This window comes from Streptomyces sp. HUAS ZL42 (assembly GCF_040782645.1).
Taxonomy (GTDB): Bacteria; Actinomycetota; Actinomycetes; order Streptomycetales; family Streptomycetaceae; genus Streptomyces.
Genome location: NZ_CP160403.1, coordinates 6988148 through 7014833, shown reverse-complemented (window position 1 = coordinate 7014833; position 26686 = coordinate 6988148). Strand labels below are relative to the sequence as shown.

Annotated in this window: 16 protein-coding genes and 1 pseudogene; 8 read left to right on the top strand and 9 right to left on the bottom strand. The window is 70.5% G+C overall.

The annotated features are described in order from the left end of the window. Window positions 1-124: 124 nt before the first annotated feature. On the bottom strand, window positions 125-2464 hold the full coding sequence (locus ABZO29_RS31900; protein WP_367323626.1) for a hypothetical protein: 2340 nt from the start codon (window positions 2462-2464) through the stop codon (window positions 125-127). 576 nt (window positions 2465-3040) lie between these two features. Here ABZO29_RS31900 and ABZO29_RS31895 point away from each other — a divergent pair. Together ABZO29_RS31895 and ABZO29_RS31890 are read left to right on the top strand one after the other, a co-directional pair. After that, entirely contained in the window at window positions 3041-3241 is a 201-nt protein-coding gene (locus ABZO29_RS31895) for a hypothetical protein (RefSeq protein ID WP_367323625.1), read from the top strand. Between the two features lie 300 nt (window positions 3242-3541). Continuing rightward, window positions 3542-4048, top strand: a complete 507-nt coding sequence (locus ABZO29_RS31890) for a hypothetical protein (protein WP_367323624.1) — start codon at window positions 3542-3544, stop codon at window positions 4046-4048. 768 nt (window positions 4049-4816) lie between these two features. On the opposite strand, the gene ABZO29_RS31885 is transcribed toward ABZO29_RS31890, so the two are convergent. The 3 genes and pseudogenes from ABZO29_RS31885 to ABZO29_RS31875 form a co-directional block, all read right to left on the bottom strand. Next, window positions 4817-5626 carry a transglutaminase domain-containing protein gene (locus ABZO29_RS31885; protein ID WP_367323623.1) on the bottom strand — a complete coding sequence of 270 codons (810 nt, stop codon included), beginning with the start codon at window positions 5624-5626 and terminating at the stop codon, window positions 4817-4819. A 214-nt stretch (window positions 5627-5840) separates the two neighbouring features. Beyond that, window positions 5841-7175 (bottom strand): annotated as a pseudogene (locus tag ABZO29_RS31880) (putative bifunctional diguanylate cyclase/phosphodiesterase); the annotation flags it as partial. Between the two features lie 212 nt (window positions 7176-7387). Beyond that, window positions 7388-7933 (bottom strand): RNA polymerase sigma factor, encoded by a 546-nt coding sequence (locus ABZO29_RS31875; RefSeq protein WP_367323622.1) that lies wholly within the window; start codon window positions 7931-7933, stop codon window positions 7388-7390. 426 nt (window positions 7934-8359) lie between these two features. Here ABZO29_RS31875 and ABZO29_RS31870 point away from each other — a divergent pair, with 426 nt between their 5' ends. The 6 genes from ABZO29_RS31870 to ABZO29_RS31845 all read left to right on the top strand — a co-directional run bounded on the left by ABZO29_RS31870 (window position 8360) and on the right by ABZO29_RS31845 (window position 18412). Beyond that, window positions 8360-8770 (top strand): hypothetical protein, encoded by a 411-nt coding sequence (locus ABZO29_RS31870; RefSeq protein ID WP_367326305.1) that lies wholly within the window; start codon window positions 8360-8362, stop codon window positions 8768-8770. Window positions 8771-8824: 54 nt separating this feature from the next. Next, on the top strand, window positions 8825-10420 hold the full coding sequence (locus ABZO29_RS31865; protein WP_367323621.1) for a TIGR02677 family protein: 1596 nt from the start codon (window positions 8825-8827) through the stop codon (window positions 10418-10420). Continuing rightward, entirely contained in the window at window positions 10417-11646 is a 1230-nt protein-coding gene (locus tag ABZO29_RS31860) for a TIGR02678 family protein (RefSeq protein WP_367323620.1), read from the top strand. The genes ABZO29_RS31865 and ABZO29_RS31860 overlap by 4 nt, the downstream gene beginning before the upstream one ends. 6 nt (window positions 11647-11652) lie before the next feature. Further along, a complete protein-coding gene (locus ABZO29_RS31855) occupies window positions 11653-15816 on the top strand; it encodes a TIGR02680 family protein (RefSeq protein ID WP_367323619.1) in 4164 nt (1387 codons plus the stop codon). Then, window positions 15813-17066, top strand: coding sequence for a TIGR02679 family protein (locus tag ABZO29_RS31850; RefSeq protein WP_367323618.1), 1254 nt, complete (start codon window positions 15813-15815; stop codon window positions 17064-17066). The genes ABZO29_RS31855 and ABZO29_RS31850 overlap by 4 nt, the downstream gene beginning before the upstream one ends. 446 nt (window positions 17067-17512) lie before the next feature. Next, window positions 17513-18412, top strand: coding sequence for a replication-relaxation family protein (locus tag ABZO29_RS31845; protein ID WP_367323617.1), 900 nt, complete (start codon window positions 17513-17515; stop codon window positions 18410-18412). Window positions 18413-18885: 473 nt separating this feature from the next. On the opposite strand, the gene ABZO29_RS31840 is transcribed toward ABZO29_RS31845, so the two are convergent. The 5 genes from ABZO29_RS31840 to brxD form a co-directional block, all read right to left on the bottom strand. Then, complete coding sequence (locus ABZO29_RS31840) at window positions 18886-20811, bottom strand: ABC transporter ATP-binding protein (RefSeq protein WP_367326304.1); 1926 nt, start codon at window positions 20809-20811, stop codon at window positions 18886-18888. Window positions 20812-20924: 113 nt separating this feature from the next. Continuing rightward, window positions 20925-21809, bottom strand: a complete 885-nt coding sequence (locus tag ABZO29_RS31835) for a phosphotransferase (RefSeq protein WP_367323616.1) — start codon at window positions 21807-21809, stop codon at window positions 20925-20927. After that, window positions 21806-22249: an NUDIX domain-containing protein gene (locus ABZO29_RS31830; protein ID WP_367323615.1), complete on the bottom strand. Its 444-nt coding sequence runs from the start codon at window positions 22247-22249 to the stop codon at window positions 21806-21808. Before ABZO29_RS31830 ends, ABZO29_RS31835 begins: the two co-directional genes overlap by 4 nt. Before the next feature lie 603 nt (window positions 22250-22852). Further along, complete coding sequence (locus ABZO29_RS31825; protein ID WP_367323614.1) at window positions 22853-25054, bottom strand: DEAD/DEAH box helicase; 2202 nt, start codon at window positions 25052-25054, stop codon at window positions 22853-22855. Continuing rightward, window positions 25054-26403, bottom strand: coding sequence for a BREX system ATP-binding protein BrxD (gene brxD, locus ABZO29_RS31820; RefSeq protein WP_367323613.1), 1350 nt, complete (start codon window positions 26401-26403; stop codon window positions 25054-25056). Before brxD ends, ABZO29_RS31825 begins: the two co-directional genes overlap by 1 nt. Between the last annotated feature and the right edge of the window lie 283 nt (window positions 26404-26686).

Below are 26686 nucleotides of genomic sequence, written 5' to 3'. Positions count from 1 at the left end.
CTGATCGCCCATGGCGAGCACCGTTCAGCGGCCCCCACCCGCACCAGCCTTCTTCCGACCTCCGCCAACCGCTGCACACAAGGGCATCTACTCGACGGATCCGGAGACGCCCCGATACGGCCTTCTACCAGGGCTGGGTCGGCGTTCCATCCGGATCCAGCCCATACGGCCAGCGACCGTCTCGCGAAAACCGCCAAGCATCGCCGAAATCGGCGGTTCGGCGGAGCAAGGATTCGGCTCGATCCACGTCCCCGTCCCTCTCCAATCTCCGCGCCAGCTTGACCATCGCGTTCGTGTGACCGTTCTCAGCGGCGTGGATGAGTAGGGATTCGGCACTTTCCACGTCCCCGGCCTTCTCCCGCATTTGCATAAGGATGGCCAGGGCGTTCGTGTGACCAGCGTCGGCGGCCCGTTGGTAGAAGGATTCAGCGCCCTCCCGATCACCGTCCTCTTCCCGCATTTGCATAAGGATGACCAGGGCGCTGGTGTGGCCGGCGTCGGCTGCCCGTTGGTAGAGGGTATCGGCGCCTTCCCGGTCCCCGTCCTTCTCGCGCATGCGCGCCAGGTCGATCAGGGCGCTGGTGTGGCCGGCCTCCGTAGCTTGACGAAGTAGCGCTTCTGCGGCTTCCCGGTCTCCGCCTGCCTCCCGCATGCGCGCCATGTCGACCAGGGCGCTGGTGCGGCCGGCGTCGGCTGCCCGTTGGTAGAGGGTATCGGCGCCTTCCCGGTCCCCGTCCTTCTCGCGCATGCGCGCCAGGTCGATCAGGGCCCTGGTGTGGCCGGCCTCCGCAGCTTGACGAAGTAGCGCTTCTGCGGCTTCCCGGTCTCCGCCTGCCTCCCGCATGCGCGCCATGTCGACCAGGGCGCTGGTGCGGCCGGCGTCCGCAGTGCGTTGAAGCAGCGCTTGAGCACTCTCCCGGTTCCCATCGCGCTGCTTCGCCAGACTCACGGGAAGCTTGGTGCGGCCATGGCTGATGGTTTGACGAAGCAGGATTTCTGCGGCTTCCCGGTCTCCGTCCTTCTCGCGCATGCGCGCCAGGTCGATCAGTGCGCTGCTGCGACCGGCGTCCGCGGATCGTTGAAGCAGCGGCTGAGCACCTTTCCGGTTCCCATCTCGCTGCTTCGCCAGACTCACGGGAAGCTTGGTGCGGCCATGGCTGATGGTTTGACGAAGCAGGATTTCTGCGGCTTCCCGGTCTCCGTCCTTCTCGTGCTTACGCATCAGGACTATCAGTGCGTTGGTGTTGCCGTTATCGGCGGCTCGTTGGTAGAAGGATTCGGCGCTCTTCCAGTCTCCGGCCGTCTCACGCAACTGCCCCAGACTGAACAAGGCGTTGATGTGGCCGGCGTCGGCTGCCCGTTGGTAGAGGGTTTCGGCGGCGTCCCGGTCTCCGTCCTTCTCTCGTATCCGCGCCAGGTCGATCAGGGCATTGATGTGGCCTGCGTCCGCAGCTCGTTCGAGGAGGGCGTGTGCCCACTGAAGGCGGTGTCGATCGTGGGCAGCCGAGGCGAGGTTTCTCAGGTCACCGGGGTGGGTCAGGTGCTGGTGAGCGGCGTGCCAAAACGATGTGGGTGGGCACAAGTGCTTGCGGATGGTCCGGCCGTGTTGTTCGAGGTAGTCGACGAGTTGGAACATCGGCCCGGTGTTCGCTGCGGGCTCTGTGGACGGGGTCGAACTACCGGGCGGGCGGCGCTTCGGACGGGGCATCGTGCGGCGCAGAGGTGCCTGTTTGCCGTGGACTGGGCGGGCAAGGTCGGCGTAGGCGGCTTCTGCCCAGTCTTCGGTGAGCTCGTCGTAGTCCCGGTTGCTCAGGTAGTCGATGGCCGCGTCGGTCAAGAAGGCTTGTGGGAGACGGACGCCCACGCCGAGGCGACGTGCGTCCATCGCAGCCTGCAGTACTGCTCTGGCAGCAGGAGTGGCGTGCTCGTATCGGCGCAGGAGCGCAGGGGCCCCGGCAAGGTCCTGTGTCACCCTGCCATCCACACGAGTCCGGGTGAGCGTGTCGGCCAGCAACAGGTCGCCTCGCTTCGCGAGAGCCTCTGCTCTGCGCAGCGCGTCCCGGTCGAAGGCCTCAGGGACGGTGACGGTGCGTCCGGCGAGTAGTTCCCGCACCCGGCTGTGTCGATCCGCGTCGCCCGGAGTGGGCATTGCCGTATAGCGATCAGCGTACTCGGGCCACAGTGTGCCCAGGATGAGGGTCGGCCGACGGTCAGGATGCGTAAGCAAGCTGTGCAGTGCTGCTGCGATCCGCTCACCGGCTCGGGCGTCCCCGAGGTAGTGATGGGCCTCGTTCAGCCACACCACTGTGCAGGGCTGCACGCGTTCCAGGTCGCTCAGCGCAGCCTCGACGCGCGTGGGGTCAAAGGGATGCCATAGCAGCCAGCCCTCGGGGGCAAGTGGTTGGACGGCTTCCCAGCACGCCCTTGTTTTGCCCGTCGAGGAGGTTCCGACCAGGATCACCATCCGACTGCGGCCCTCACCGACCTCGTGGACCGCGTCTGCCAGTACCTGGTCATGAGCCCGCATGACGTATCCGGGCAGTACTCGTGGTACGGCGCCGGAGCCACGCTTGTCCCGGGTAAAGCCGGCGGGGTGTATCTCCAAGTCGTGCGGATCCCAGTCGCTGATCCGCCTGCCCGGCATCTGGTATGCGATGGGCGGGGAGCTGGCTTGCCCAGTCGCTGTGCGGTGGAGCCTGAGAAGTTCGTCGTCCGCAAGGCGCAGCACACGGGCCAGAGCAACGACCGTCTCGGCTGAGGGAGCAGAAGCCCCTGTCCGAAAGGCCTCCTGGACTGTAGTGCGCCCCATCCTGGCCTGGACTGCGAGTTGAGACTTGGTCAGCCGGGACCGGGCGAGGCCGTCGTTCAGTCGGGCACGCAACTCGGTCAGCGCTGCCTCGCGCTCCTTCTCTCCCTCGGCCACCCGTCCGCCCCGCTCTCATGTGTTCGCTGGTGTTCATCTTCGTCCAGACGCACGCCGGCAAACACCTCTTCCGAGACGTTGAACACGTCAAACACCACCACTCGCAGGGAAGTTGCCGTGTCGAATCTCGCCTTTGTTCTGCTGACCGCCGTTCTGGTACTCGTTCTGGCGCTCCTTGCGGCTGTCGCCGCGGGCAAGCTTGCTCGCCTGGACGGCGCCAGCTATCCCAGTGCTGTCATGCGGGCCGCCTCCACTTTTCTCGCCGTGATGATGCTTGCGGCGGCCCTCACCAGTGCACTTGCCGAGGTTGTTGCCTGAAAGCCTCGCACCAGCGGTTTGCCGCCCCGTGCCGGAAGACTCCGAAAGAACCCGACGTCTGGGACGGACACAACTGAGACGCCGGCAAGTCGACTACGTTTCCCGGGGGCGTGGTGATCCCCGACTCCGAGATGGGGCGTCTGCACAAGAGGGGCCTCGCCCAGGAATTCGACATGCGGGGCAACAGCTCCACCTACACGTACGACCTGAACAGTGACACGCCCGCGACGGCGAACCCGCCGGACCAGGGCCGTGAAGGCACCCGGGGGACGTCTCCCGCGGTGACGAGGAGAACCGTTGATGATCCGACGTGGTGCCCACCTCTTGGCGGCACTGGCAACCGTCCTCCTCCTCGCCTCGTGCTCCAGCTCCGACGGGGGCGATCGCCGCGTGAGCGAGGGGCGTGACTGGCACTGGGACAAGGAGGCGGGCGCGGCCGAGGCGTCCGCGTTCATGAACGTGGCGGTGCCCGACGGCGCGACCCAGACCAAGGGCGCCGTCCAGGTCAACCCGCAGGAGGACATCTACCTCCTCTCCTTCGTCACCACCGGGAAGAACGCCGACGGCATCGCGGAAGACCTACGCTCCGAAGAGCCCCTGAAGGCGCAGAAGAAGGACTTCGCCCCGGAGGGAGAGCGCTTCGCGCACCTCGGGCTGCCCGAACCTCAGACACTGAAGGAAGCGCGCTGGGCAGGGGTGTGCCCGCCATGCGTGAACGACGACCGCCGCAAGAAGGTGCAGTGGATCGAGATCTACGTCCAGACGCTGAAGGGCGATCAGGCTCGGGGCTGTCTACAGGCGTTCTGAGGACGCCGTCACTCGTCCCCGGCCATGCCGTGCCGGCGCGCCAGTTCGTTGAACGGCGCGACGGTCGTCTCGACGTTGGCCACCACGACGGTGTCCGCGAGGCCCATGGATGCCTTGAGCATGGATCGAACCGCGGCGCCGGGTGTGAGGGTCGAACAGCGCTGTGGCCACGAGCCAGGTCGCCACGGCCAGGCAGGCGACTCCGACCGACCACGCGACGATTCGGCGTGTCCCTGTGGACATGCTCGGCCCTCCCGCCCGACCCTTCGCACGCAACAGGCCGTCACATCTGACGTTCTGAGCGCCTGGGCGCTCCATTGTGATTACGGCGGTTGTTCGAGGGTGCCATCTGACTCCGTACCGCACAGGCACATCGAGCTCCGCTCAGGCGGTCTTTTCCCAGGGGCGGCAGGGGAAGGATCGGTGCCCCACGGTTCACCGGCCGGGCCAGGAGCAGCAGGGCCTCGGCCGACTCCGCGTCGGGCGCCTCATGAACGGACAGGCCCGGCATCCGCTCGGTGTGGGTGTCGTCGTACCCGTACCACCAAGGCAGTAGGCGACCGGCGAGGCGAGGCAGCCGCCCCCGAGCGGCAGTAGGCGACCGGCGAGGCGAGGCGAGTCAGGCCCGTCCACGCCCCATGCCCGTCGAAAGACGTCGGCTGGGGCGTGGACGTTGCAGGAGGGCGGATGGTGCCTGAAGACGCGCTCACCCGGCTGCGGTCAGGAAAGGCGCCCCGACTCCGAGCCCGACACGTCCGGGACGTGCCCCTAGCCGGCCGCCGAGCGACGACGACCCAGGATGGGCTCGGCCAGTAGTCTCGCCGTAAGGCAGAGTGTCTGGCCGTGCCTGGCGAAGAGTTCGTCGCGTGAGTCGAAGTGGCCCAGGTCCGCCAGGACGTAGGCCGAGAGATCGCAGGTGGCGCCGGCGGCCGGGCAGAGCGTCACACCGTCCCAGTCGATCGCCGTCCTGGACAACGCCTCGAAGAGCGTCTCCGCGCCGGCATTGGTGAAGCCACCACCATGACCGCCACTCAACTCGTCAAGGCTGCCGAAGAGTTCCGAGACGGCCAACCAGGGCGCGGTGGGGTGGACGGTCGACGACAGGCCCTCGAGGCGGAATTCGGGCCATGCCAGCAGTACCTGGTCCGGGACGATCCGATGCAGCCGGGGGAAACGCGGATACCAGAAGGCGCCATCAACCAGCAGGCCGCGCACCCGCGTAGCCACCCCGGATGCCCGCGCCACGGACTCCAGCACGGCCAGCCGCTGGCTGCACGAGCCGCGGCCGCGGCGCAGCACCTCGGACACGGGTCGCTCGTCCTGCACCGAGTACACCGGCCGCACGGCTGCGGCGATCCGTCGGTGGGCCTGGCGCAGGGTCGCTATCTGACGGGCGGGGTCTGGGGTGGCCCCCGAGCCCGCTGTCATGTCGACCGTGTCGATCTGCCGAAGCAACGAGGCGACACGCGGATGCCGCCAGTCGAGGATCCGTGTCGGGGCGGTGCTGCCCGTCGCCGTTCTCTCGCCGGTTGTACCGACGCGGGGACGGCCTCGCGGCGTGAGAAGCGAGCTCGTCATGACCATGGTCCTCTCGTCCAGCGAGCGCCCTGGATGGCCAGAGGTATCATGACGCAGAAATTGAACGTGTTCAACTCCGTTCACCGCGGTGGCCGAGACGCCTCGTCGGCAGAGTGAACCCAGGGAATGCCCCAGGCTTCCGTGTCGTCCACAGGAGTGGATGCGGTCCACCCGCCGGGACTGAGTTGCGAGTGCCCTTCGAGCTCAGGTCCGATCAAGATCCTCGAATCATGTGCCGCACCGCGTCGGCGCCTTCGTCCTGGGGGCTGACCGTGATGGGGCCCCGATCGCGGGCGAGCAGCCAGGCGGTGGCCTCGTCGGCGGGCATGGCGGGGGCCACGAGCCAGCCCTGTACGGCGTCGCAGCCCAAGTCACGCAGGTGTTCCCAGGTTTCGTCGTCCTCGACGCCCTCAGCAATGGCGAGCAGGCCGAGTGAGTGCGCGAGGTCCACCGAGCAGCGCACGATCTCGGCGTCTTCATGTTCGATTGCCATGTCGGACACGAAAGAACGGTCGATCTTCAGCTCGGCGAGGGGAAGGCGGCGCAGGTGCACCAGTGAGGAGTAGCCCGTGCCGAAGCCGTCCAGGGACATCTTCACGCCGTGGCGGGTCAGCCGGTCGAGTGCTTCGGCGGCTTGTTGGGGGTCTTGGTCCAAGGCGCCCTCAGTGACCTCGAGTTGGAGTGCTCCTCCCGGCATGCTGTGGCGGGCAAGGAGGTCCAGGACCGAGTCGACGAAAGCCGGTGTTTGGATGTCATGCGGCGAAACATTGACGGACACCGTCACTCGCAGGCCTTGCGCTCGCCACCGGGCGACCTGGCCGAGCGCCGCCTCCAGCACGTACTGCGTGAGATGGTGCATCAGTCCCGACGATTCGGCGATCCCCACGAACTCGTTGGGGGGCACCGCGCCCCGCTGCGGGTGAATCCAGCGAGCCAGGGCTTCCAGAGCGATCACCTTTCCGTCGAAGCCGACCTCCGGCTGATAGTGAACCTCCACCTGGTGAGCGTCCAGCGCTTGTCGCAGGTCGGCCAACAGCCCAAGCCGGCTCGAGGTATGGGAGTCCTGTCCATCGTCGTACACCTGTACCGCTGTGCGATCCGCCTTCGCCTGGTACATCGCCACCTCCGCGCGACGGAGCATCTCCTCGGCGTCGAGCGCGTGGTCGGGGAAGACAGCGATTCCCGCGCTGGCCTCCAGCACGAGGGTGAGTCCGTCGAGGGAAAAGGGGGAGGCGAGAGCATGCAGGAGTGAACGGGCAATGCCGGTCACGGACTCGGTGGAAGCAGCGGCCGGCAGGATGACGGCGAACTCGTCGCCACCCATACGTGCCGCTTCCGCTCCGCGTGGAAGGGCGTGACACAACCTGTCGGAGATCTGGCGCAGCAGACGATCGCCGGCTTGATGGCCGAGGGTGTGGTTGACGGCGCGGAATCGATCGAGGTCGATCAGCACCAGGGCGGCCCGGACACCGGCGCGTTCGGCCTCGTGCAGCAGCGTCCCGATCCGTTTCATCAGCCAGGCGCGGTGGGGCAGACCGGTCAGCGCATCGACGTGACGTCGCCGGGGACGGGGCCGTGTCTTACCCCGGGCCGAGCCGCTTGCCCGGCGCTTGATCTCTGTAAGGGCTTCGGCCTGCTGGTCGTCGTCGGCCCTCCCCAGCTGTGTGTGCAACCACGCGGCGGATCGGGCCATGTGATCCTGGATGACGGGATCGTGATCGTGATCGTGATCGGGGTCGGGTGAGGGCCGCCGGAACCAGGTCACAGCCGATCCTTCCGGTCGTGGTGGAAGTGGTTGAGTGCCTCGCCGTTCGTCCCGAACTGACGCGCCAGCTTGTGCTGGGCCCGCCCCAGGTGTTTGGCCACGCTGCTCGGTGCGATGCCGAGCGTCTCTGCGATGGCTGCCTGCGACCATCCCTCGTGCCAGCGGAGTACGGCGATGGTGCGCTGCCGGTCGCTCAGAGCGCTCAGTGCCTGGACAACGCGGATGTAGTCCTCGCGCTGCTCTGTCACAGCTGCCGGATCGGGGGCCGTGCGAGTGCGCTCGGTGGCGTGGATCCGGGCCAGTTGGGGCAAGCGTTGCCTCCACCGCTGCCTGTTTCTGGCCGCGTCGCGGGCGATGACCGTCTTGAGCCAGTACTTGGGGTTGTCGATCTGGTCCCACGCCCGCCACGCTTTGACGAAAGCGTCGTTGACCAGCTCCTGCGCTTGATGGTGGTCCCCGGCCAGCATGTGGGTCGCCATCACGACCAGTTCCCGCCAGTAGGCTCGGTAGCACCTGTCGTACTCCGGGTCGGATGCGCTCACCGTCAGCTCCCGTCGGTCGGGATGCGCAACTCCCATGCGGAGCCGTCGGACTGATGCTCCCGCACGGTTCCGCCGCGCGGGAGTGAGCCGGCGACGCTCCGATAGAGCCGCTCGCGGGACCGGTCCCGCAGCCAGTGAAAACCCGTCGCGGCAAGAGCCGTTGCGGCGGTGGACACCAGAGTCAGCAATAACGTCAGCATGTTCGTCCTGTCGCAGGAGTGGGGCGGGAAAGGCAGTTCGCCGTCACCCGTCACCCCTTAAGAGGCTCTGCCCACCCGGAAGCACGACACCACCAACCATGTGACCTGTATCACTACACCCGTCGAAAGCTCGCAGGCAGAAGCGGGCACCCCACAGGAACAGGGCCTCGACCAGGGTAATCGTCCTCTGTCAGGCCTCATCGCCACCCAGCTCCATGCCTGGAACCTGTCACCGGACGTCACCAAGCGAGCCGAGCGAGCCCAACGAGCCCAACGAGCCGAGCAGATTGTCGCCGAACTCGCCGCCAACGCCGCCCTGCACGACCACGTCCAGGGCCGCGGCTTCCGGCTCGCCCTCACCCCCGACACCACGACCGGCCTCCTCCGCATCGCGGTGACCGACGCCAAGGGCGGGCGGCGCGTCTCCAGCTTCCGCGCCGAGGAGGCCGTGAAGTCCGGCCGCCGCTTCGCTCCGCGCTCCGCTGTGCGTCGCCGAAGGGTCGGCGGGCACCACCTTGACCTCGCCGTCCCCGAACGCCCGATCGGCGGGATGACGGCCACGCCGAAGATATGGCACCCCACGGCGTACGGCCGACGACGCGGAAGAGTAGAAGCGCACACGCATGACCCTGTGTGAAGGTCAGGCCATGGTTGCCGCAGCGGGGCGTGGGTCGGGAAGAATGCCTGAACGATGACGTCGACGCCTTCCGGACCGGCACGGGCCGGGTACGCGCCCTTCGCCCACCTCACCGTGCCCAACGCCGCCCTGTACCGCCGGGTGATGGGCGCGTTCCTGGCCGCCAAGGAGCGCTTCGCGGTCCATCTGCGGCCCGAGGACGTGTTCGCGGCGCTGCCGCCGCAGCACCGGCCCGCCGAGCTGGACGCGGTGGTCAAGGCGCTGGACAGCCTTGTCGAGTGGGGCAATCTGCGGGCGGATCCGGACACCTCCCGGGTCACCGCGGTGGAGGACTTCTACCGCAAACGCTTCATCTACCAGCTCACGCAGGCCGGCGAGGCCGCCGAGCTGGCGCTGTCGACGTATGACGAGGCGCTGGGGCGGCGCGGTGCGCTGCAGGCGGTCGCCCTGCGCGACATCGTCACCCAACTGCGGGCCCTGCTGGTGATCGCCGCCGAGCAGGAGGAGGGCGAGCCGGACGCGGCCAAGGCGCATCTGGCGCTGTCCGCGCTGACGAGCCGGTTCGAGGCGCTGGCGGAGAACGCGCGGGCGTTCATGGGCTCCCTGCAGCGCACCATCGACCTGCACGACGTGGAGGTCGAGGTGTTCCTCGCCTACAAGGACCGCCTGATCCAGTACCTGGAGCGGTTCATCCAGGACCTGATCACCCTGGGCGGGCGGATCGCCCTGCTCATCGGCGAGTTGGAGGATCAGGGGCGGGTCGGTGTGCTGTTGCGGCTGGCGGCGGCCCGGGAGGCGGCCGACGCCGCGCCGGACGAGGCCGAGAGCGCCGAGGCGCGGGCGTATGAGCGGTGGGTGGGCAGGTGGTCGGGGCTGGCCGCCTGGTTCGTGTCGGCGGACGGCCGCGAGTCGCAGGCCCGTCTGCTGCGCGGCCGGGCTCTTGGAGCGATTCCGCAACTGCTGGCGGTCGTACGGCAGTTGAACGAGCGGCGGACCGGGCGCTCGGACCGCTCGGCGGACTTCCGCACCCTGGCCCGCTGGTTCGCCGAGGCCCCCGACGACGAGGCGCGGCACCGGCTGTGGCGTGCCGCGTTCGGCCTGTATCCGGCACGCCACCTCACCGTGGACGCCGACACCCTGGACCGGCGCGCCGCCCACCCGGAGGCCGCCTCCACCCCGTGGGCCGAGGCCGAGCCGCTGCGGATCAGCCCGCAGCTGCGCCGCACCGGCAGCTACGAGCGGCGCGGCAAGACCCGCCGGGTGCAGGACCGGTCCGAGCAGCGCAGGCGCCTGGCCGAGATCGCCGCCAAACAGGCGCAGGAGATCGCGGCCGCCCGCGCCCGCCTCGCGACGGACGGCACCACGCGGCTGTCCGCACTCGGCGAGCTCGACCCGCTCGCCTTCGGCCTGTTCCTGCAGCTGCTCGGTGACGCCCTGGCCACCTGGCGGCCCGGCATGACGACCACCGTCGCGACCAGCAACGACGGCACGATGGAAATCCGGCTCACCGCCCTGGCGGACGGGACGACGGCCGAGATCCGCACCCCTGGCGGTACCTTCCGCGGCCCCGACCACCTGGTCGAGATCGCCGATCTCACCCGGACCGGCCAGGTGCACGCCGACGGCACTCCCATGGGAGGGGAGCGATGACCACGCCCCTGAGTGAAGTGCTGGACGGCCGGCGCACCGCCGAGTTCCACAAGGCCGCCCGCGCGCTGCTGAAGGAGCCGCTGCTGCTCGCGCACGGCCCGTACGCCGAGGAGTTCCGGCTGGTGCGACAGCACGCCGGCGACCTGCGCGACTGGTTCGACCGCAACACCGGCTGGCCACTGCGGGTGGACGCGGAGGCGGCCCGGCTGGGCCGGGCACCCGGTACCCTCGCCGACCCGACCCATCCGGCCCGCGAGGCCTCCCGCGCCCGCGCGCCCTTCACCCGCCGCCGCTATGTGCTGCTGTGCCTGGCGCTGGCCGCACTGGAGCGCGGCGAGGCACAGATCGCGCTGGGCCGTCTCGCCGAGCAGGTGGTCCTGGACGCCGCCGATCCCCATCTGGCCGCCGCCGGGATCGAGTTCACGCTGGAGCGGCGCGAGGAGCGGCTGGATCTGGCGGCGGTGGTACGGCTGCTCATGCGGTACGGCGTGCTGCGACGGGTGGCCGGGGACGAGGAGGCTTACGTCAGCGGGGCGGGCGATGTCCTCTACGACGTCCAGCGCCGCGTCCTGGCCGGACTGCTCGCCGCCCGCCGCGGCCCGTCGATGATCACCGCCGACGGCTTCGAGGACCGCCTGGCCGAGCTGACCGCCGAGAGCGCCCTGGACAGCGACGAACTGCGCTTCCGCGCCATCCGCCAGCGGCTGACCCGGCGCCTGCTGGACGACCCGGTGCTCTACTACGCCGAGCTGACCGACGAAGAGCTCGCCTACCTCACCCGCCAGCGCGCCTTCATCACCGCCCGGATCACCGAACTGACCGGCCTGGTCGCCGAGGTGCGGGCCGAAGGCATCGCCATGGTCGACCCGCTGGACGACCTGACCGACGTACGGATGCCCGAGCAGGGCACCCACGGACACGTCACCCTGCTGCTCGCCGAGCACCTCGCGACCGCGGGCGGCGCGGTCAGTCGCGACGAACTGGAGCGCAGGGTGCGGGAACTGGCCGCCGAACACGGCGGCTTCTGGTCCAAGAGCGCCAAACAGCCGGGCGCGGAGGCGGAGTTGGTCGACCAGGCCCTGGCCAAGCTGACCGCACTGGGCCTGGTCACCGCCGCACCCGGCGGCGTCGCCCCGCTACCGGCGCTGGCCCGGTACGCGGTCGGCGAGACCGTCGTACGGGAACCGGGAGTCCCCACCCCCCGCACCTCTCAGCGAAAGGCATGACCCGCCGTGACCGCCCTGCCCACCCCCGCGCCCGGCCGGTGGCGGCCGCTGCGCATCGGCCTGGTCGACCTCTTCTACTACGACACCGAGGAGTTCTGGTTCCGGGACGGACGGCTGCTGTTGCGCGGCAACAACGGCACCGGCAAGTCCAAGGTCCTCGCCCTCACCCTGCCCTTCCTCCTGGACGGCGACCTGTCCGCACGGCGCGTGGAGCCCGACGCCGACCCGGGCAAGCGCATGGAGTGGAACCTGCTGCTGGGCGGACAGCACCCGCACCCCGAGCGGCTCGGCTACACCTGGATCGAGTTCGGCCGCCATGACGAGGCCGCCGGGCAGGACCGCTTCCTCACCCTGGCCTGCGGGCTGAAGGCGGTGGCGGGGCGGGGCATCGCCCGTCACTGGTACGCCGTCACCGACCAGCGCATCGGCGAGGGGCTCAGCCTCCTGGACGCCACCGGCACCGCGCTGTCACGGGACCGGCTCGCGGAAGCGGTCGCCGGGCACGGCATGGTGTACGACACGGCAACGGCGTATCGCAGGGCGGTGGACGAGGCGCTGTTCGGGCTGGGTGAGCGGCGGTACGCGGCCCTGGTGGACCTGCTCATCCAGCTGCGCCAGCCGCAGCTGTCGAAGCGGCCCAACGAGGCGGCGCTGTCGCGTGCACTGACCGAGGCGCTGCCGCCCATGGACCAGGCGGTGATCGCCGATGTGGCCGAGGCGTTCCGGTCCCTGGACGAGGAGAAGGAGGAGTTGCGGGCGGCCACCGAGGCCGAGCGCGCCGCCTCCGCCTTCCTGGACCACTACCGCCGCTACGCCCGCGTCGCCACCCGCCGCCGCGCCCGGCTCCCCCGCCACGAACACGCCCGCTACGAACAGCTGAACCGCGACCTCGCGCAGGCCCAGACCGAGCGGTCGCAGGCCGAGGAGGAGCGGGAGCGGATCGCCGTGCGGATCGCGCAGCTGGAGGAGAGTTCCGCGCGGCTGACGGCACAGGAGGCCGCGCTGCGCGAGGGTCCGGAGATGCGCAGCGCACGGGAGCTGGAGCAGGCGGCGGCCGACGCCCGCCGCACTGCATCTGATGTGGCGCGCGCCGAGGCGGACCGGGAGCGGGCCGCCCAGGTCCACACGCGCGCCCTGGGCCGCCTCGAGAGCGCAGGCCGGCGGCTCACGTGGGCCGAGGAGCAGGTCACGGACATGCTCGCCCGCGAGCGGGAGGCGGCCGCGGCCGCCCGCCTCGACGGTGACCTGCGCACCGAGGGCGCGCCGGAGGCCGAACTGCGCCGCGTGGCCGAGGAATCGGTGGCGCGCAGGCGGCGCACCCTCGACCACGTGGAGGAGCTGGCGACACGCGCCGAGCAGGCCACCGCCGAGCGGCGCGCCGCCGCCCGCCGCCTGGACGAGGCCCAGACCGAGGCCGGACACACCGCCGAACGGCAGGCCCGGGCAGAGGCCGCCGCGGCCGAGGCGGGCCGGGAACTGGTGGCCGCAGTACGCGAACACCTCGACGCCTGTGAGGAGTTGACGCCCCAGGACCCGGCGGGCCTGCTGGACGCTCTGCAGGACTGGGTCACGCACCTCCAAGGCCCCTCCCCCGCGCGCGTGCACACCGCCGACGCCCATCGCGCCCGCGCCGCTCACCTGGCCGACCGGATGGCCGCCCTCGGTCAACGGCTGACCGAACTGGACACCCGACGCGCCGAGACCGCGCGGGAGCTGACCGACCTGGAGGCGGGTGGCCAGCGCGGTCCCACGGAACCCCACACGCGTACGCCCGGCGTGCGCGAGCAGGCGCCCGGGGCGCCGCTGTGGCGCCTGGTCGACTTCCACGACCACGTCACCGCCGCTGAACGCGCAGGAGTGGAGGCGGCGTTGGAGGCCTCCGGTCTGCTGGACGCCTGGGTGCGCCCGGACGGCACCGCTGTCGCCGCCGACGGGCACGACGTTCTCCTCTCGCCGGGTGCCCCGCTCGCCGGGCCGGTGCTCGCCGATGTGCTGCGCCCGGCCGTGGACCACGGCGACGCGCGCGCCATGGCGGTGGGCGAGCAGACGGTGGCCCGCCTTCTGACCGCCGTGGGCCTTGGCTCCGGCGACTCCGGCGGCTCCGGCGACACGTGGGTGGCGGCGGATGGCCGCTTCCGCGTCGGAGCGCTGACCGGCAGCTGGTCGAAGCAGTCCGCCGTGTACGTGGGTGAGGGCGCCCGCGAGGAGGCGCGCCGGGCCCGGATCGCCGTACTGCGCGGTGAACTCGAGGCCCTGGCACACCAGTCGGACGAACTGCAGGCCGAGCGGGCCACGGTGGGCCGGCGCCGCCGCACCCTGGACGCCGAACTGGCCGCCGTCCCCGACGACGCCGCCCTGCGCCACGCGCACGCGCTGGCCGCGGCCGCCGCGGACGCCGCCCACCGGGCCCGCGCCCGCCAGGACGAACGCTCCGCCGAACTGACCACGGCGACCCGGCAGGAAGCCGAAGCCGCCACCGAACTCACCGACACCGCGGCCGCCGTGAACCTGCCCGCCGACCGCCAGCGCCTGGCCGCCGTCCGCCAGGCGCTGGCCGACTACACCGCAGTCCTCGCCGCCCTGTGGCCCGCCCTGCGCGAGCGCACCGACGCAGCGCGCACAGTCGCCGACGAGCGCGCGGAAGCCGAACGGGCCGTCGCCCACGTGGCCGAACTGGCCCTGCGCGCCGAGGAATCGGCCCGCCTGGCGGCCGCCGCCGACGAACGCCACACCACCTTGCGCTCCACCGTCGGCGCCGCCGTCGCGGAACTGGAGCGGCGCCTGGCCGCCACCGCCGAGGCACTCGCCACGTGTGACCGGGACCAACGCCGCTCTCGCGTGGAGCACACCGACGCCGGCCGGCGCGTAGGCCATGCGGAGGGCCGCATCGAGCAGTTGGAGAAGGACGTACGCGAGGCCGCCGCCTCCCGCGCCGAGGCAATTGCCGCGCTCCAGCGCTTCGCGGCCACCGGCCTGCTGAGCGTCGCGCTGCCCGAGACGGTCGTACCCCCGCTGGACGGCGGCCCGTGGGCGGCCACCCCGGCCGTCGCGCTCGCCCGCACCATCGAGGCACAGCTGTCGGGCCCGTCGGGCACCGACGACTCCGACGGCGCCTGGGAACGCGTACAAAAACGGCTCAGCGAGGAGTACAAGAAACTCCAGGACGCCCTCTCCCGAGGCGGCCACACCGCCACCGCCCGCATGGTCGAGGACGGCATGGTCGTCGACATCGTCTACCAGGGCCGCCGACGCACCGTGCCCGACCTGGCCGCGGCCCTCGCCACCGAGACGACCGAACTGGCGCGCATCCTGTCCGCGCACGAACGCGAGATCCTCGAAACCCACCTGCTCACCGAGGTCGCCGGCACCCTGCAGGAGCTGATCGCCGCCGCCGAGCGACAGGTGCGGGCCATGAACGCCGAGCTCCAGGAGCGCCCCACCTCCACGGGCATGAAACTGCGCCTGGTGTGGCGCCCCTCCCGCAAGGCCCCGACGGGACTGGCCCAGGCCCGCGAACGTCTGCGCCAGTCCGCGGACGCGTGGGCGCCCGAGGACCGGGCGGCGGTCGGGGAGTTCCTGCAGGCCGAGATCGCCCGCCGGCAGTCCGACGACGCGGCGGGCAGCTGGCTGGAGGTGCTCACCGCGGCGCTGGACTACCGCTCCTGGCACGAGTTCGGCATCGAACGCCACCAGCACGGCACCTGGGTACCGGCCACCGGCCCCGCCTCCGGCGGCGAACGCGTCCTGGCCGTGTCCGTGCCCCTGTTCGCCGCCGCCTCCTCGCACTACGCCACGGCCGCCCCCGACGCCCCGCGCCTGGTCACCCTGGACGAGGCGTTCGCGGGCGTGGACGACGACTCGCGGGCCAAGTGCCTGGGCCTGCTGCACGCCTTCGACCTGGACGTGGTGATGACCAGCGAACGCGAATGGGCCTGCTATCCGCAGGTCCCCGGGGTCGCCATCGCCCAGCTCTCGCGTGTCGACGAGATCGCGGCGGTGCTGGTGACGCGGTGGGAGTGGGACGGGAGCGAGCGCGTACGGGGGACGGAACCGGACCACCGCCTGGCGGAGCTTCCCGCGCAGGGGGCGTCCTCGGGTGCTGCGGTGGGCGCGGCGGCACCTGGGCCCGCCGACGGCAAGGATGCTGGCCAGGACGAGCTGTGGTCGTGAACAGCCCCGGGCAACCCTCGCTCCCTGGGGAACCCGACGCGGGCGTCGACCGCGACCGCCTCGGCCGCCTGCTCGGTGACCCCGGCCTGGCCTGGCTGATCGAGCGCGTCAGGCGCCGCCTGGAACGGGACGAACCCCTCACCGGCCCGGTCACGCTGGCCGCCCCCACCACCGCCGAGCGCGCCGCCGCCGAACGGCTGCTGGGCCGCAGCCCGGGCGCAGGGCGCTCGCTGACCGTGCGCCTGGACGCGGTGGACGAGGTGCTGCGCCGCTCCGGAATCAGCCCCGAGGGCCTCGCTGCAGCCGTCACCGCCCTCACCGGTCCCATCGCCCGGCTGGCCGACGTACGCGAACAGGAGGCGAACGCCTGGCAGGAGGCGTACGCCCCACTGGCCACGCTGGGGCCCGAACTGTCGGAGTGGACCGACAAGTTGCGCAAGGACGGCCTCGTGCGCCGCCTGGCGCGCACCCCGCAGGCGGCGAAGACGCTGCTCACCGATGCCGCGGCGGCCCTGCGGGCACTGCCCGCCGACCCGGCGGTGTCGCTGCCCGCCTTCGCCGCGGGAACGCTCGGTGATGCCCATGCTCTCGACGAAGGAACCCCGCTCGCGACGGTTGTCCTGTCCGGGGTGCGCGCCCTGACCGGCTTCCCGGACGGCAGCGGAGCCGAGTGGCGCCGCGAGGCCTGGGCCTCGGCCGGCCTGCTCAGGGATGCCCTCTCCTCCACCGTCCTCACTCTGGGCCTACGCGGCACCCCCGCCCTCGACTGGATGACCGACGAGGGCGAACCGGCCGTCCTGACCCTGCGCCAACTCACCCACACCCCGCCGAGAACGGCACCGACGGTCGTGTACGCGTGCGAGAACCCGACCGTCCTGGCCACCGCGGCCGACACCCACGGCCCAACCTGCCCACCCCTGGTCTGTCTCCAGGGCCAGCCCTCGGCCGCCGCCCTCACCCTGCTACGCCACCTCCACACCCACGGCTCCACCCTCCGCTACCACGGCGACTTCGACTGGGGCGGCCTGCGCATCGCCGACGCCCTGCTGCGCCGCGTCCCCTGGCAGCCCTGGCGCTACACCGCTGCCGACTACCGCAACGCGGCCGCCGCCACACCCCTGGCCCCACCCCTGACCGGCACACCAGCCACCGCCGCATGGGACCCCGACCTGGCCGCGGCCCTGACCGAACTCGGCGTGCGCATCGAGGAAGAGACCGTCCTGGACACCCTCCTCACCGACCTCGTGTAGGTGAACCAACCCGACACCCTTGCCCTGGGTGATGTTTGCTGGTGTGCGCCGCTTCCTGCGGCGCACGAGCGCGGCGGCGGCAGCCGACGCGCAACATGGGCAACGGCAGCCCCGATCCCCCGGCGACACGCGCCCGCCCGTTCGCCCGCCGTCCCCTTCACCTGTTCTTCTGTTTTGGGGCGAGCGAGGGGGTGTGCAGAGGGGGATGTCGGGCTGGCGACCAAGCCGAAGAGGCCGTGGTGACCTGCCGATATGCCGCGCTGGACGCGGCAGCGTACAGACAGCTGTCGGCGGGGATATCGGCCCGGTCGGGGGCGGTGTTGTCGCATCGTGACCGTGGTCGGGCCTTCATGGTCGCAAGCGGGGTCGGGGTCGGCTGCTGCTGTAGCCGGTATGCGCGGTGCCGGACAGGACGGCGCCGCTCGTACAGAAAAGGCGGGCCGACGATGACTGACGTTGATACCGGTGGTGGTGACCGGTTGGCGCTGGCGGTGCTGACGCAGTACCGGATGGCCACCACCGAACAGATGCACCGGGTGATCGCCCCTGGAGTGCGCAGGGAGCAGACGCGGCGACGGCTGGCCAAATTGCGCGATGAGGGGCTCATCGACCGCATCACCCTGCCCCGGGCCGGACGGCTGCGGGTGTGGTTTCCCACCCCCTACGGTGTCCAAATCGCCTCGGAGTGGCCCGAGTTGCGCGGGCGGAAGCCACCGAAGACGGTTTCCGATCCAACTGCCGCGCGACTGCGAGTCGGGCACACGCTGACAGTGACGGAGACTGCGCTCGTCTTCCTCGAGGACGCGCGCCGCCGCGGCGAGCTGTGCCGGCCGCTGGACTGGATACCCGAGGTCCACCACCCCCTCGGCGGCGGCGAGGCCGTCATTCCCGACGCGTTGATGTACTACCGGCAGGGCCCTGAGGGCGGGGATGGGCCGATGCTGCGGGCGTTCGTCGAGGTCGACCGGGCCACCATGGGCCCGGAACGCCTGGCCGCGAAACCCACCGCCTACGCCCGCCTCCACAACTACGTGCCCACCTCCCCGGGTCAGCGTCGTCCGGCCTTCGGGCAGGAGCCGGCGCGGGAGGCATGGCGGCGGCACTACCCGATCTTCCCCCGCCTGTTGTTCGTCCTGGACGGCACCGGCCCCGCCGGCGTCACCACCCGCATCCACGCCCTGCACGTGGCCGCCGAGGACCCGGCGCTGATGCTGTTCCTGCGCACGGTCCCTGTCCTGGCCGCAGCCCTGGCAGACCTGCGCACCGACGGCCCGTCCCAGCCCGTGTGGTATCCCGTCCGGGACCCCGATCGCAGGGTCGCCTGGAGCTGGTCGCCGCATGCCTAGACGGCTTGCACAGCCGCTGCGCACCACCCACCACGGCCGTGCGATGGCTGCGCAGAGCCCGACCACGGGGCCGACCACAACCGCGAGACCCCGACCATGGCGCCCACCACAGCGATGCGCAACCAACTGCACACCGCGCGCGCAGCGGAATGCGCAGCACGCCTGGATAGCTGCGCAGTCAGCACCCACGGGCGAATCGGGGTCTGCGCAGCCGCCCGACCATCTGCCGTGGTCAGGCTCATGGTCGCCCCAACCACGGGGCCAACCACGCGTCTGCGCAGCCGGCGTGTCACCAAGTGCGTAGCCGGGGTGCGCATCGTTGGACGCGCGATGCGCACCCGGCTGCCTGACCTTCCGCGGCTCTGCGCAGTCGGCGTTGCGGACGGGGTCTTAGGTACCATCCGGCGTGCCTGCGCAGTTGGGCTGCGCAGGCACGCGCGTCGCTGCGCAGTTACCCATTCGGGATACAGGGCTCATCGTTCACCGCTCGACTCGGTCTCGTGATCCCTTACGTCGGCTGCGTTCTGCCTCGGGAGGCTGTGCTCGTCGAGGCGGTACTGCTCGGACCGCACCAGGTACATGCGGCGGAAGAGGCCGGGGCCGTCCTGATCGGTGCGCATGAGGTGCTCGAAGGTGCCGTGTTCGGCGATGCGGCCGTGGTCGAGGACGTAGATCTCGTCGGCGTGGCGGACGCTGTGGAGGCGGTGGGTGATCAGGATGATCGTCTGGCCTTCGGCGGCGAGGTTGCGGATCTGGTCGAAGACGCGTTGTTCGGCTTCGACGTCCAGGGCGCTGGTGGGCTCGTCGACGACGAAGATCTGCGCTTCGCGGTGGCGGGCGCGGGCGATGCCGAGGCGCTGCCACTGGCCGCCGGAGATCTGGTGGCCGCCCTTGTAGCCGCGGGCCAGCAGGGTGTCCCAGCCGCGGGGCAGGGAGGCGATGGTCTCGTCGGCGCCGGCGTACTCGGCGGCGGTGTGCAGGAGGTGGTCGTCGTGCGGGGCGTCGGGGCGGCCGATGGCGATGTTGATGCGGGCGGTGAAGGGCCAGCGGTAGAAGTCCTGGGCGACGACGGCGACGCGGTCGAAGAGGTCGGCGCGGTCGATCTCGGTGGCGTCCACGTCGTCCCAGAGGATGCGGCCGGTGTCGGGGGCGTACAGGCCGCACAGGAGCTTGGCCAACGTGCTCTTGCCGCTGCCGTTGTTGCCGACCAGGGCGATGATCCTTCCGGTGGGGATGGTGACTGTCACGCCGTCCAGGGCGGGCTGGTTGCCGGTGGTGCCGGGGTAGGTGAAGGTGACGTTGTCGAAGCGGATGGCGCCGACCTGCTGGGGTAACCGGCGGCCGCTGGTGGGGATGAGGCGACGGTCGGCCTCCTGGCACAGCCGGCCGAGGTCCGCGACGAACAGGCTTTCTTCGTAGAGGTAGTTGAGCTGCACGACCAGGGCCTCGAGGTTGGCGGAGCCGGTGCGGATGGCGATGACCGCGGTCCCGGCGACGGCCAGGTCCATGGCGCCGGTCCACAGCAGCAGGCCGAGCACGCTGTAGGTGGCCACGATGGCGAGACCGGTCCAGCCGGAGGCGATCAGGCCGGTGCGGGCGGCCAGGGAGGCGAGGCGGGTCTGCTCCCGCTCCCCCGTCTCCGCCATCGTGCGGAAGTGCCTGAGCAGGAACGGGCCGATGTTGTGGACGCGCACCTCGGGCGCGGCCTGCGTGTCGATGAGCAGCCGGCTCAGTAACTGGCCGGCGCGGGCGTGCTGGACCCAGGTGTGGAAGGAGATGTAGCGGCGGCGGGCGACGGTCAGCGAACTCCAGGCGCTCGGCAGCGTCATCACCACCAGGAGCGGCAACAGCGCCGGGTGCAGGACAGTCAGTACTCCGGCCGCCGCAACCAACGCGATGGCGGCAGTGATCACTGATGCGCAGTACTTGATCATCCGTCGGGCGGATTCGGCACCCCACTGGGCGGAGTCCAGCAGTTTATGGAACTCCTCGTCCTCCACCGCGGCCAGCTCTACCCGCGCGACCCGCTCCAGGTATTCCTCGCTCGCCACGCGGAACACCTTCGGCTCCAGCCGGCCGGTGCCGGCCGTGGAGAGGGACTTCAGCATGGCGCCGATGAGGGCGGTGACGGCTACGGCGGTCAGGGCGGGGATCGCAGCCCTGAGGCGTTCGGCAGTCCCTCCGTGGGTCAACAGCTGTGCGAGCACGCCGTTGACAGCCACCAGGCTCACCGCGCGGGCGATGCCGCCGCTGATCTCCGCCGCAGCGACCTGGCGCAGGGCGCCCGGGTCGGCGCGGTGTGCCATCCGGATCGTGGCGCCGATGAGCCGGGGCATCCGCGCGAGCATGGCACGCAGATCCAGTTCGAGGAACGAGCCGTGATGCTGGTTCCAGCCCATGTCGTACCGGAGCGGCCCGCCGAACAGCAGCCGCTCCGACTCCGATACCTCCTGGGCGCCGGCCGCGTCCTTGGCCGACGCTCCGTTCTGCCCCGTGTGTTTCCCGCGCGTCCTCATACGAGTCGTTCCCCCTTGGCGAGTCGGTCGAGTGTGCGCCGGCTGCGCTCGGCGACGGGCGGGTCGTTGAGCGTCCCCCACGTCAGACCGCTGACCGCGTCCAGCGCTGCCAGGCAGCCGAGCGCGTGCTGCTCGATGTCGGTGAGCGCGCGGCCGTAGCCGTCGAGGAACGCCTCCTGCAGATCCGGGCGGCCCTCCCACGGTCCGCAGGCCAGCCGCACCAGGTCCCACACGGCCCAGGTGTGCCGCGCCCGTTCGAAGTCGACCAGTGCGAGGTTTCCTTGGGACCACAGCCAGTTGCGTTCTTGGAAGTCGCCGTGCGCGTACGCGGCTGGCAACAGCCGCATCTCGGGAAGCTGCCTGACGGCCTGCTCGACGACGGCGCGATCTCGATCGGTGAAGAGGTCCCCGGCCCGGGCCAGGTGTTTGTCCGCCTTCTCGGCCAGCCGGACGGCCTGGGCCTCCACCTCGGCTCGCGCCTCGGCATCCAGGCCACCGTCACCGTGCAGCCGCCGCAGCAGAGCACCGGCATGGCGGTGCACCGACTGACGCTGTCCATCGGTGAGATCGAGTGCGGGCACCGAGGTGCCCGGCGCGGCAGTCAGCAGCAACGCGAGCTGCTGCGGCAACGTGCCGAGCAACCGCGGAGCATGCCCCGCGCCGAGGGAGGGGACGGCCGACCGGTAGGCCCGGGTCTCGTAGGCGAAGAACTTCGGCGTCGGCGCGACCTTCAGGAAGAACCGCTTGCCGTCGCCACAGGTGAGCTCCCACACCCGCGAGGCGACGCGCGGCCATGCGGCATCCCGGACCGCCATGACGTGCCCGACGACGGAGCTCGCCCACCCACGGAGCGGTTCCGGCAGCGGTTTGCTGCGCGTCATGCCGGCCACCCCATCTCCGTGTAGGTGCGACCGGCCGCGATGCCGGTCAGCGCGACGGCCGTGTAGTCCACCAGCGGCGCAGGCAGCGCACCGTACGGCCACCACCGCAAATCCGCGCACCGGTCGGGTTCGCAGATCGTGGGTGTCCCGTCGTAGTCCAGGACGCGGAACACCATCTGCATACGGGCCTGGTCGTCCTCGGCGTCGCGATGGTGGACGACGTGGACCAGTCGGAGGTCCTGCTCGTGCACGGCCACACCGAGCTCTTCCCGGGCCTCACGTACGGCGCACGCGATGGCCGACTCATCCTCGAGATGCCCGGCCGGCAGGTGCCAGGTGTCGGCGGCGTAGGCAGAGGTGGACGATCGCAGGCCGAGGAGCACCTTGCCCGCCCGCTCGAACACCAGGTGAATGCCGATGACGTTGGGATATGGGCGCATAAGGGCTCCTCCGCTGACGACGACTGGGACAGGTGCCTAAACAACGCTGCTGATCAGCGGCACGTAACGGACGATCTATCGATCAAAAGTTCGATTCTTTGGGTTGTCGCTTGTCAGGACTGGACACGGCTGCCGTGATGCGTAGTTCGAATCACCCGGGCGGAATTTGGTACCCGATCCGGTGATTGCCTGGCAGCCGGCAGGGACGGGGGTGCCCGTGATCCTGGCAAGCCATCGGCGTGCTTCGGCGCGACTTTCCAAACGGACTACGTTCACGTGCAGAGGGCGGTGGGCGATCCGCGTAAGCAATCGCCGTCGCGCGCGCCAGTGGAAGACGAGCACCTGGCGGAGCACGTTCGGTAGGCGAGCGCCATCGGCCTGCTGCAGGCGAGCGGTCCCTCACCCACCAAGAGTCGGGAGTCAAGGCACCGGTGCCCATGTAGTCCCGTGTGGGAATGATGGTGGCCTCTGGGGGATTTGGGAAAGGCTCGTACATCAAGCGCGGACTTGGACCACAAGCAGGTATCGCATGTTCCCCCCGCCGGCGGAGATATCTTGGGGCCGGACTGAGAGGGACCGGCGCGGCGGCTCCTTCGTTTCGATTCAGCTGTGGTGCTGAAAGCGCACGGGCTCGCCGAGCACCGCGCGAGCGCTGTCGAAATCGGCCAGCCGTGCCGCGACCGTGGCGACGGCGAGGCGTTCAGGGAGGGCGGCCGAGAACTTCAGTCCGCGCACGGCGCGGCGGTCCACGTCGGGCAGGACGAGGTTCTCGCCGACGCTCTCACGGGCCGCGCGCCAAGCGTCCGGAGTGAGGTCCTCGCGCAGGCGCAGCCAGCTGTCCGTGGGACGTTGCAGGGGGTCGGTGACCGCCTGGAGGGTGGACGCGAGGGTAGCGTTGGCGCCGTAGCCGGCCCAGGTCCACCAGCGCACGTCAGCGCCGACCCGCGTCACCAGTGTGCCGCCTGGATGCACGGTGTCGGGCGCGTCGGTCTCGCGCTGTTCGGCCAGGCACGCCTCCGCCCGCCGGGTGAGGGAGACGGCTGGGTCCGTGCCCAGAAGGACCTCTCGCATGGCGCGGGTCAGGGTATAGGACAGTCCGGCGATGCCGCCGTTCATCCACTTGGCGATACCACCGCTGTCGGCGGGTTCCACGAAGACTCGTTTGCGCAGCCAGTCGATGTAGGTGACCTGCCAGCTGCGTCCGCCGAGCAGCAGCCTCCGTGGGCCGGGGCGTTCCTCCGTGAGCACGCTTGGGTCAGTGCGGCCGATCTCCGTTCGCCCGGACAGGACGGTGAACTGCGGCGGTGCGGTGAAGGACGCTGTGAGCTCGATGAAGTGCCGTTTGCCGAACCGGCGTTCCGCCTCGGGTCCGACGAACAGCATGCCGCCGTCGGTGTCGAGGAAGCCTTCCTCGGTGAGGAAGCGCAGGATGGGGGCGGCGGACCGGTCGAAGGGGGCGAGCCCGTTCCACTGCCGGTCCCACAACTGGTCGCCGAGCTTGTGCTGTTGCAGGGTGACGGCGAGCAGTTGCTGGGCCACGAGGTGACGCGGCTCGGGCGGCGGGAGCACCGGTTCGACCCAGCCGCGCGACCACAGCAGCAGCAGGCCCGCCGCCTGCAGCAGTGTCTCCTTGCGGGTGGTGAGGAACAAGCAGTTGCGTACGCTGCCAGGGCGCCGGCCGGTGCGGCCGATGCGCTGCAGGAACGAGGCGACGGAGGACGGTGAGTCGATCTGGATGACGCGGTCCAGGTCGCCGACGTCGATGCCGAGTTCGAGGGTGGAGGTCGAGACGATGACGCAGTTACGCGCTTCGGCGAAGGCCTGTTCGGAGCGGGTGCGTTCGTCGACAGAGAGGGAGGCGTGGGACAGGAAGACGGTCACTTCGCGGGCCCGGAGCGCGGCTCCCAGCTGTTCGACCTGAGCCCTCGAGTCGCAGAAGACGAGCCGTTTCTCTCCCCGGTGCAGGGCCGCGATGAGTTTGGCGGCGTTGTCCAGGGAGCCCACGTAGTCGAGTTCCACCTCGCCCGCGGGCCTGTGGAGTTGGTCGGCAGCGGCCTTGTCGGTGTGCCCGGGTGCCTCGGACGCGGCCGGCAGCTGAACGCCCGGGGCGACGACGTGTCCGGTACGGCTTCCGGCGCCCGCGCCCTGCAGCCAGTGCAGCAACTGCGCGGGGTTGCCGACGGTCGCCGAGAGTCCGATCCGCTGGATGGGCCGTCCGGTGACCCGTTCCAGCCGTTCGAGCACGGCGAGCAGATGCCATCCCCGGTCGTCGCCCGCGAAGGCGTGCACCTCATCTACGACGACGGCCCGTACGCTTCCCAGCAAGCGCGCGTGGTCGGTCTTGACGCCGATCAGCATCGCTTCGAGGGATTCGGGCGTGGTCAGCAGGACATCCGGGGCCTCGGTGCGGATGCGCTGCCGCTGTGACTCCTTGGTGTCGCCGTGCCAGAGGGCCGCGCGCCGCCCCAGCCACTGGGCGTAGGCATCGACGCGGCCGACCAGGTTGTTGAGGAGCGCCTTGAGTGGACATAGGTACAGCACCGAGGTGCCGGTCCACCGCTGCTCGGCCATCGCCGACAGCAGCGGGAAGCAGGCCGCCTCGGTCTTGCCACCTGCCGTCGGCGCCAGCAGCACGGCGTCCTGGCCTTCCATGAGAGGCGTGATCGCCGCACGCTGGAGGGGGCGCAGGTCCGGCCAGCCGAGGGTGTTGACGATGTGGTGCAGGACGACAGGGTCGAGCCGGTCGAGTACGTCGGTCTCCTCGTCACCCGGGCTTTTCTCGACCGGGCTCCCGGCGTCCGCCATCACAGTTCCAGGTCGATGTCGTCGGCCGAAGCGGAGCCGCCGGATACCGTGGCGGCCAGGTTCCGTTCCACGTCGGTGAGTTCGCTGCTCGCGACGGTCAGCCGGTAGTGCTGCCGGGGGTCGAAGTCGTCGAACTGGTCCACGCGGTCGAGTACGTCCCCGACGAGTTTCTTCAGGAACAGCCGCGGGGCCACACCGACCTTTCCGCCCAGCGCCCCGCCGACGGCCCGCGCGAGGTCCGCGACGTAGGCGTCGTCAACGACCGCCTTCACGCGCTCTGGCGACGAGGCGGCCTCGGCATACAGATCCCGGATCGTCGCGCCGAGGCCGACCAGCGACTCCTGGTTGAAGCCGGGGAGCCTGATCTGTACAGCCCGAGGGTTGTCGAAGCGCGGGTCGGTGGTGAAGTCCGTGGCCAGACGCTGAGCGAGCGGGGCCAGACGCTGCACCCCCTGCTGCCCGTCGTAGAAGGCCGGCGTGCCGGTGATGACCAGATACAGGCCGGGGAAGCGGCCGGAATGCACCTCGTCGATGAGCTGCCGCAGTGCGTTGAGCGCCTTGTCACGGGCGTCCGACCGGACCCGCTGCAGCGTCTCCACCTCGTCGAGCACGACGAAGAGCCCCGTGTGCCCGGAGTCCCGCAGCACGGTGAGCAGACCCTGCAGGAAGCCGAGCGCCCCGAAGTGGTCGAGATCGCCGCGCACCCCGGCGGACCTGCGGGCGGAGGCCGCGACGTGCGGCTGGCCCCCGAGCCACGCCAGTACGGCCGCGGCCGACGCCTCATCGCCGTCCGCGAGGGCGGCCCGGTAGCCGCGCAATGCCGTCGCAAAGGACGGGGCGTGCCGGGACACCTCGGCGAGCCGCGCGACGAGCAGTTTCTCCACCTCGCCGGGCAGTTCGTCCTCGGTCGCTCCGGCCGCGAGGGCGTCCTCCTCCAGGGCATAGAACCAGGCGTCGACCACGGGCCGCAGCGCACTGGGCGGGAAGCTGGAGGTGGTGAGACGTTCGGTGAGCCGCCGGTAGACCGTCTCCAGCTTGTGCAGGGGTGTCTCGTTCTCCGAGACCTGAATCTCGGCCACAGCGAAGTTGCGGCGCTTGGCCCGCTCCCCCAGCCAGCGGGTGAAAAACGTCTTGCCGGACCCGTACTCACCCCGCACCGCCTTGAACACAGACCCACCGGACGCCACGGCGTCCAGTTCCGCGTCGAGGGCTGCTTCGAACCGGTCGAGTCCGGTGGCCAGCAGATCGAGCCCGCTCTCGGGCACGGCGCCGCGCCGCAGCGCGTCGATCACGGTGCGGCGGCGGGCAGCGCTCACCTGGACGGGGCGCTTGGATCCGGTGGTGCTCACGGCAGCCAGTCTTTCATTTCCCGGACCGCTGCCGTACGGGCCCCGGACCCACCTGGTGACCAGAGCAGACTTCGCGGGGATCCGTCGCCTCTACTTCCGCGAATCGGTTGACGGTGACCCGGTACGTTGCTGAAATCACTCTCTGTACAGGCGGCAGGGGTGGGAGAGGTCCACGTGGCAGCGCTCGACAACGTGAGCCTGAAGGACTTACTGGTTGAGGTCGCTTCCGGGGCGCTCCAGCTGCCGGACTTCCAGCGGGACTGAAAGTGGGACGACGACCGGA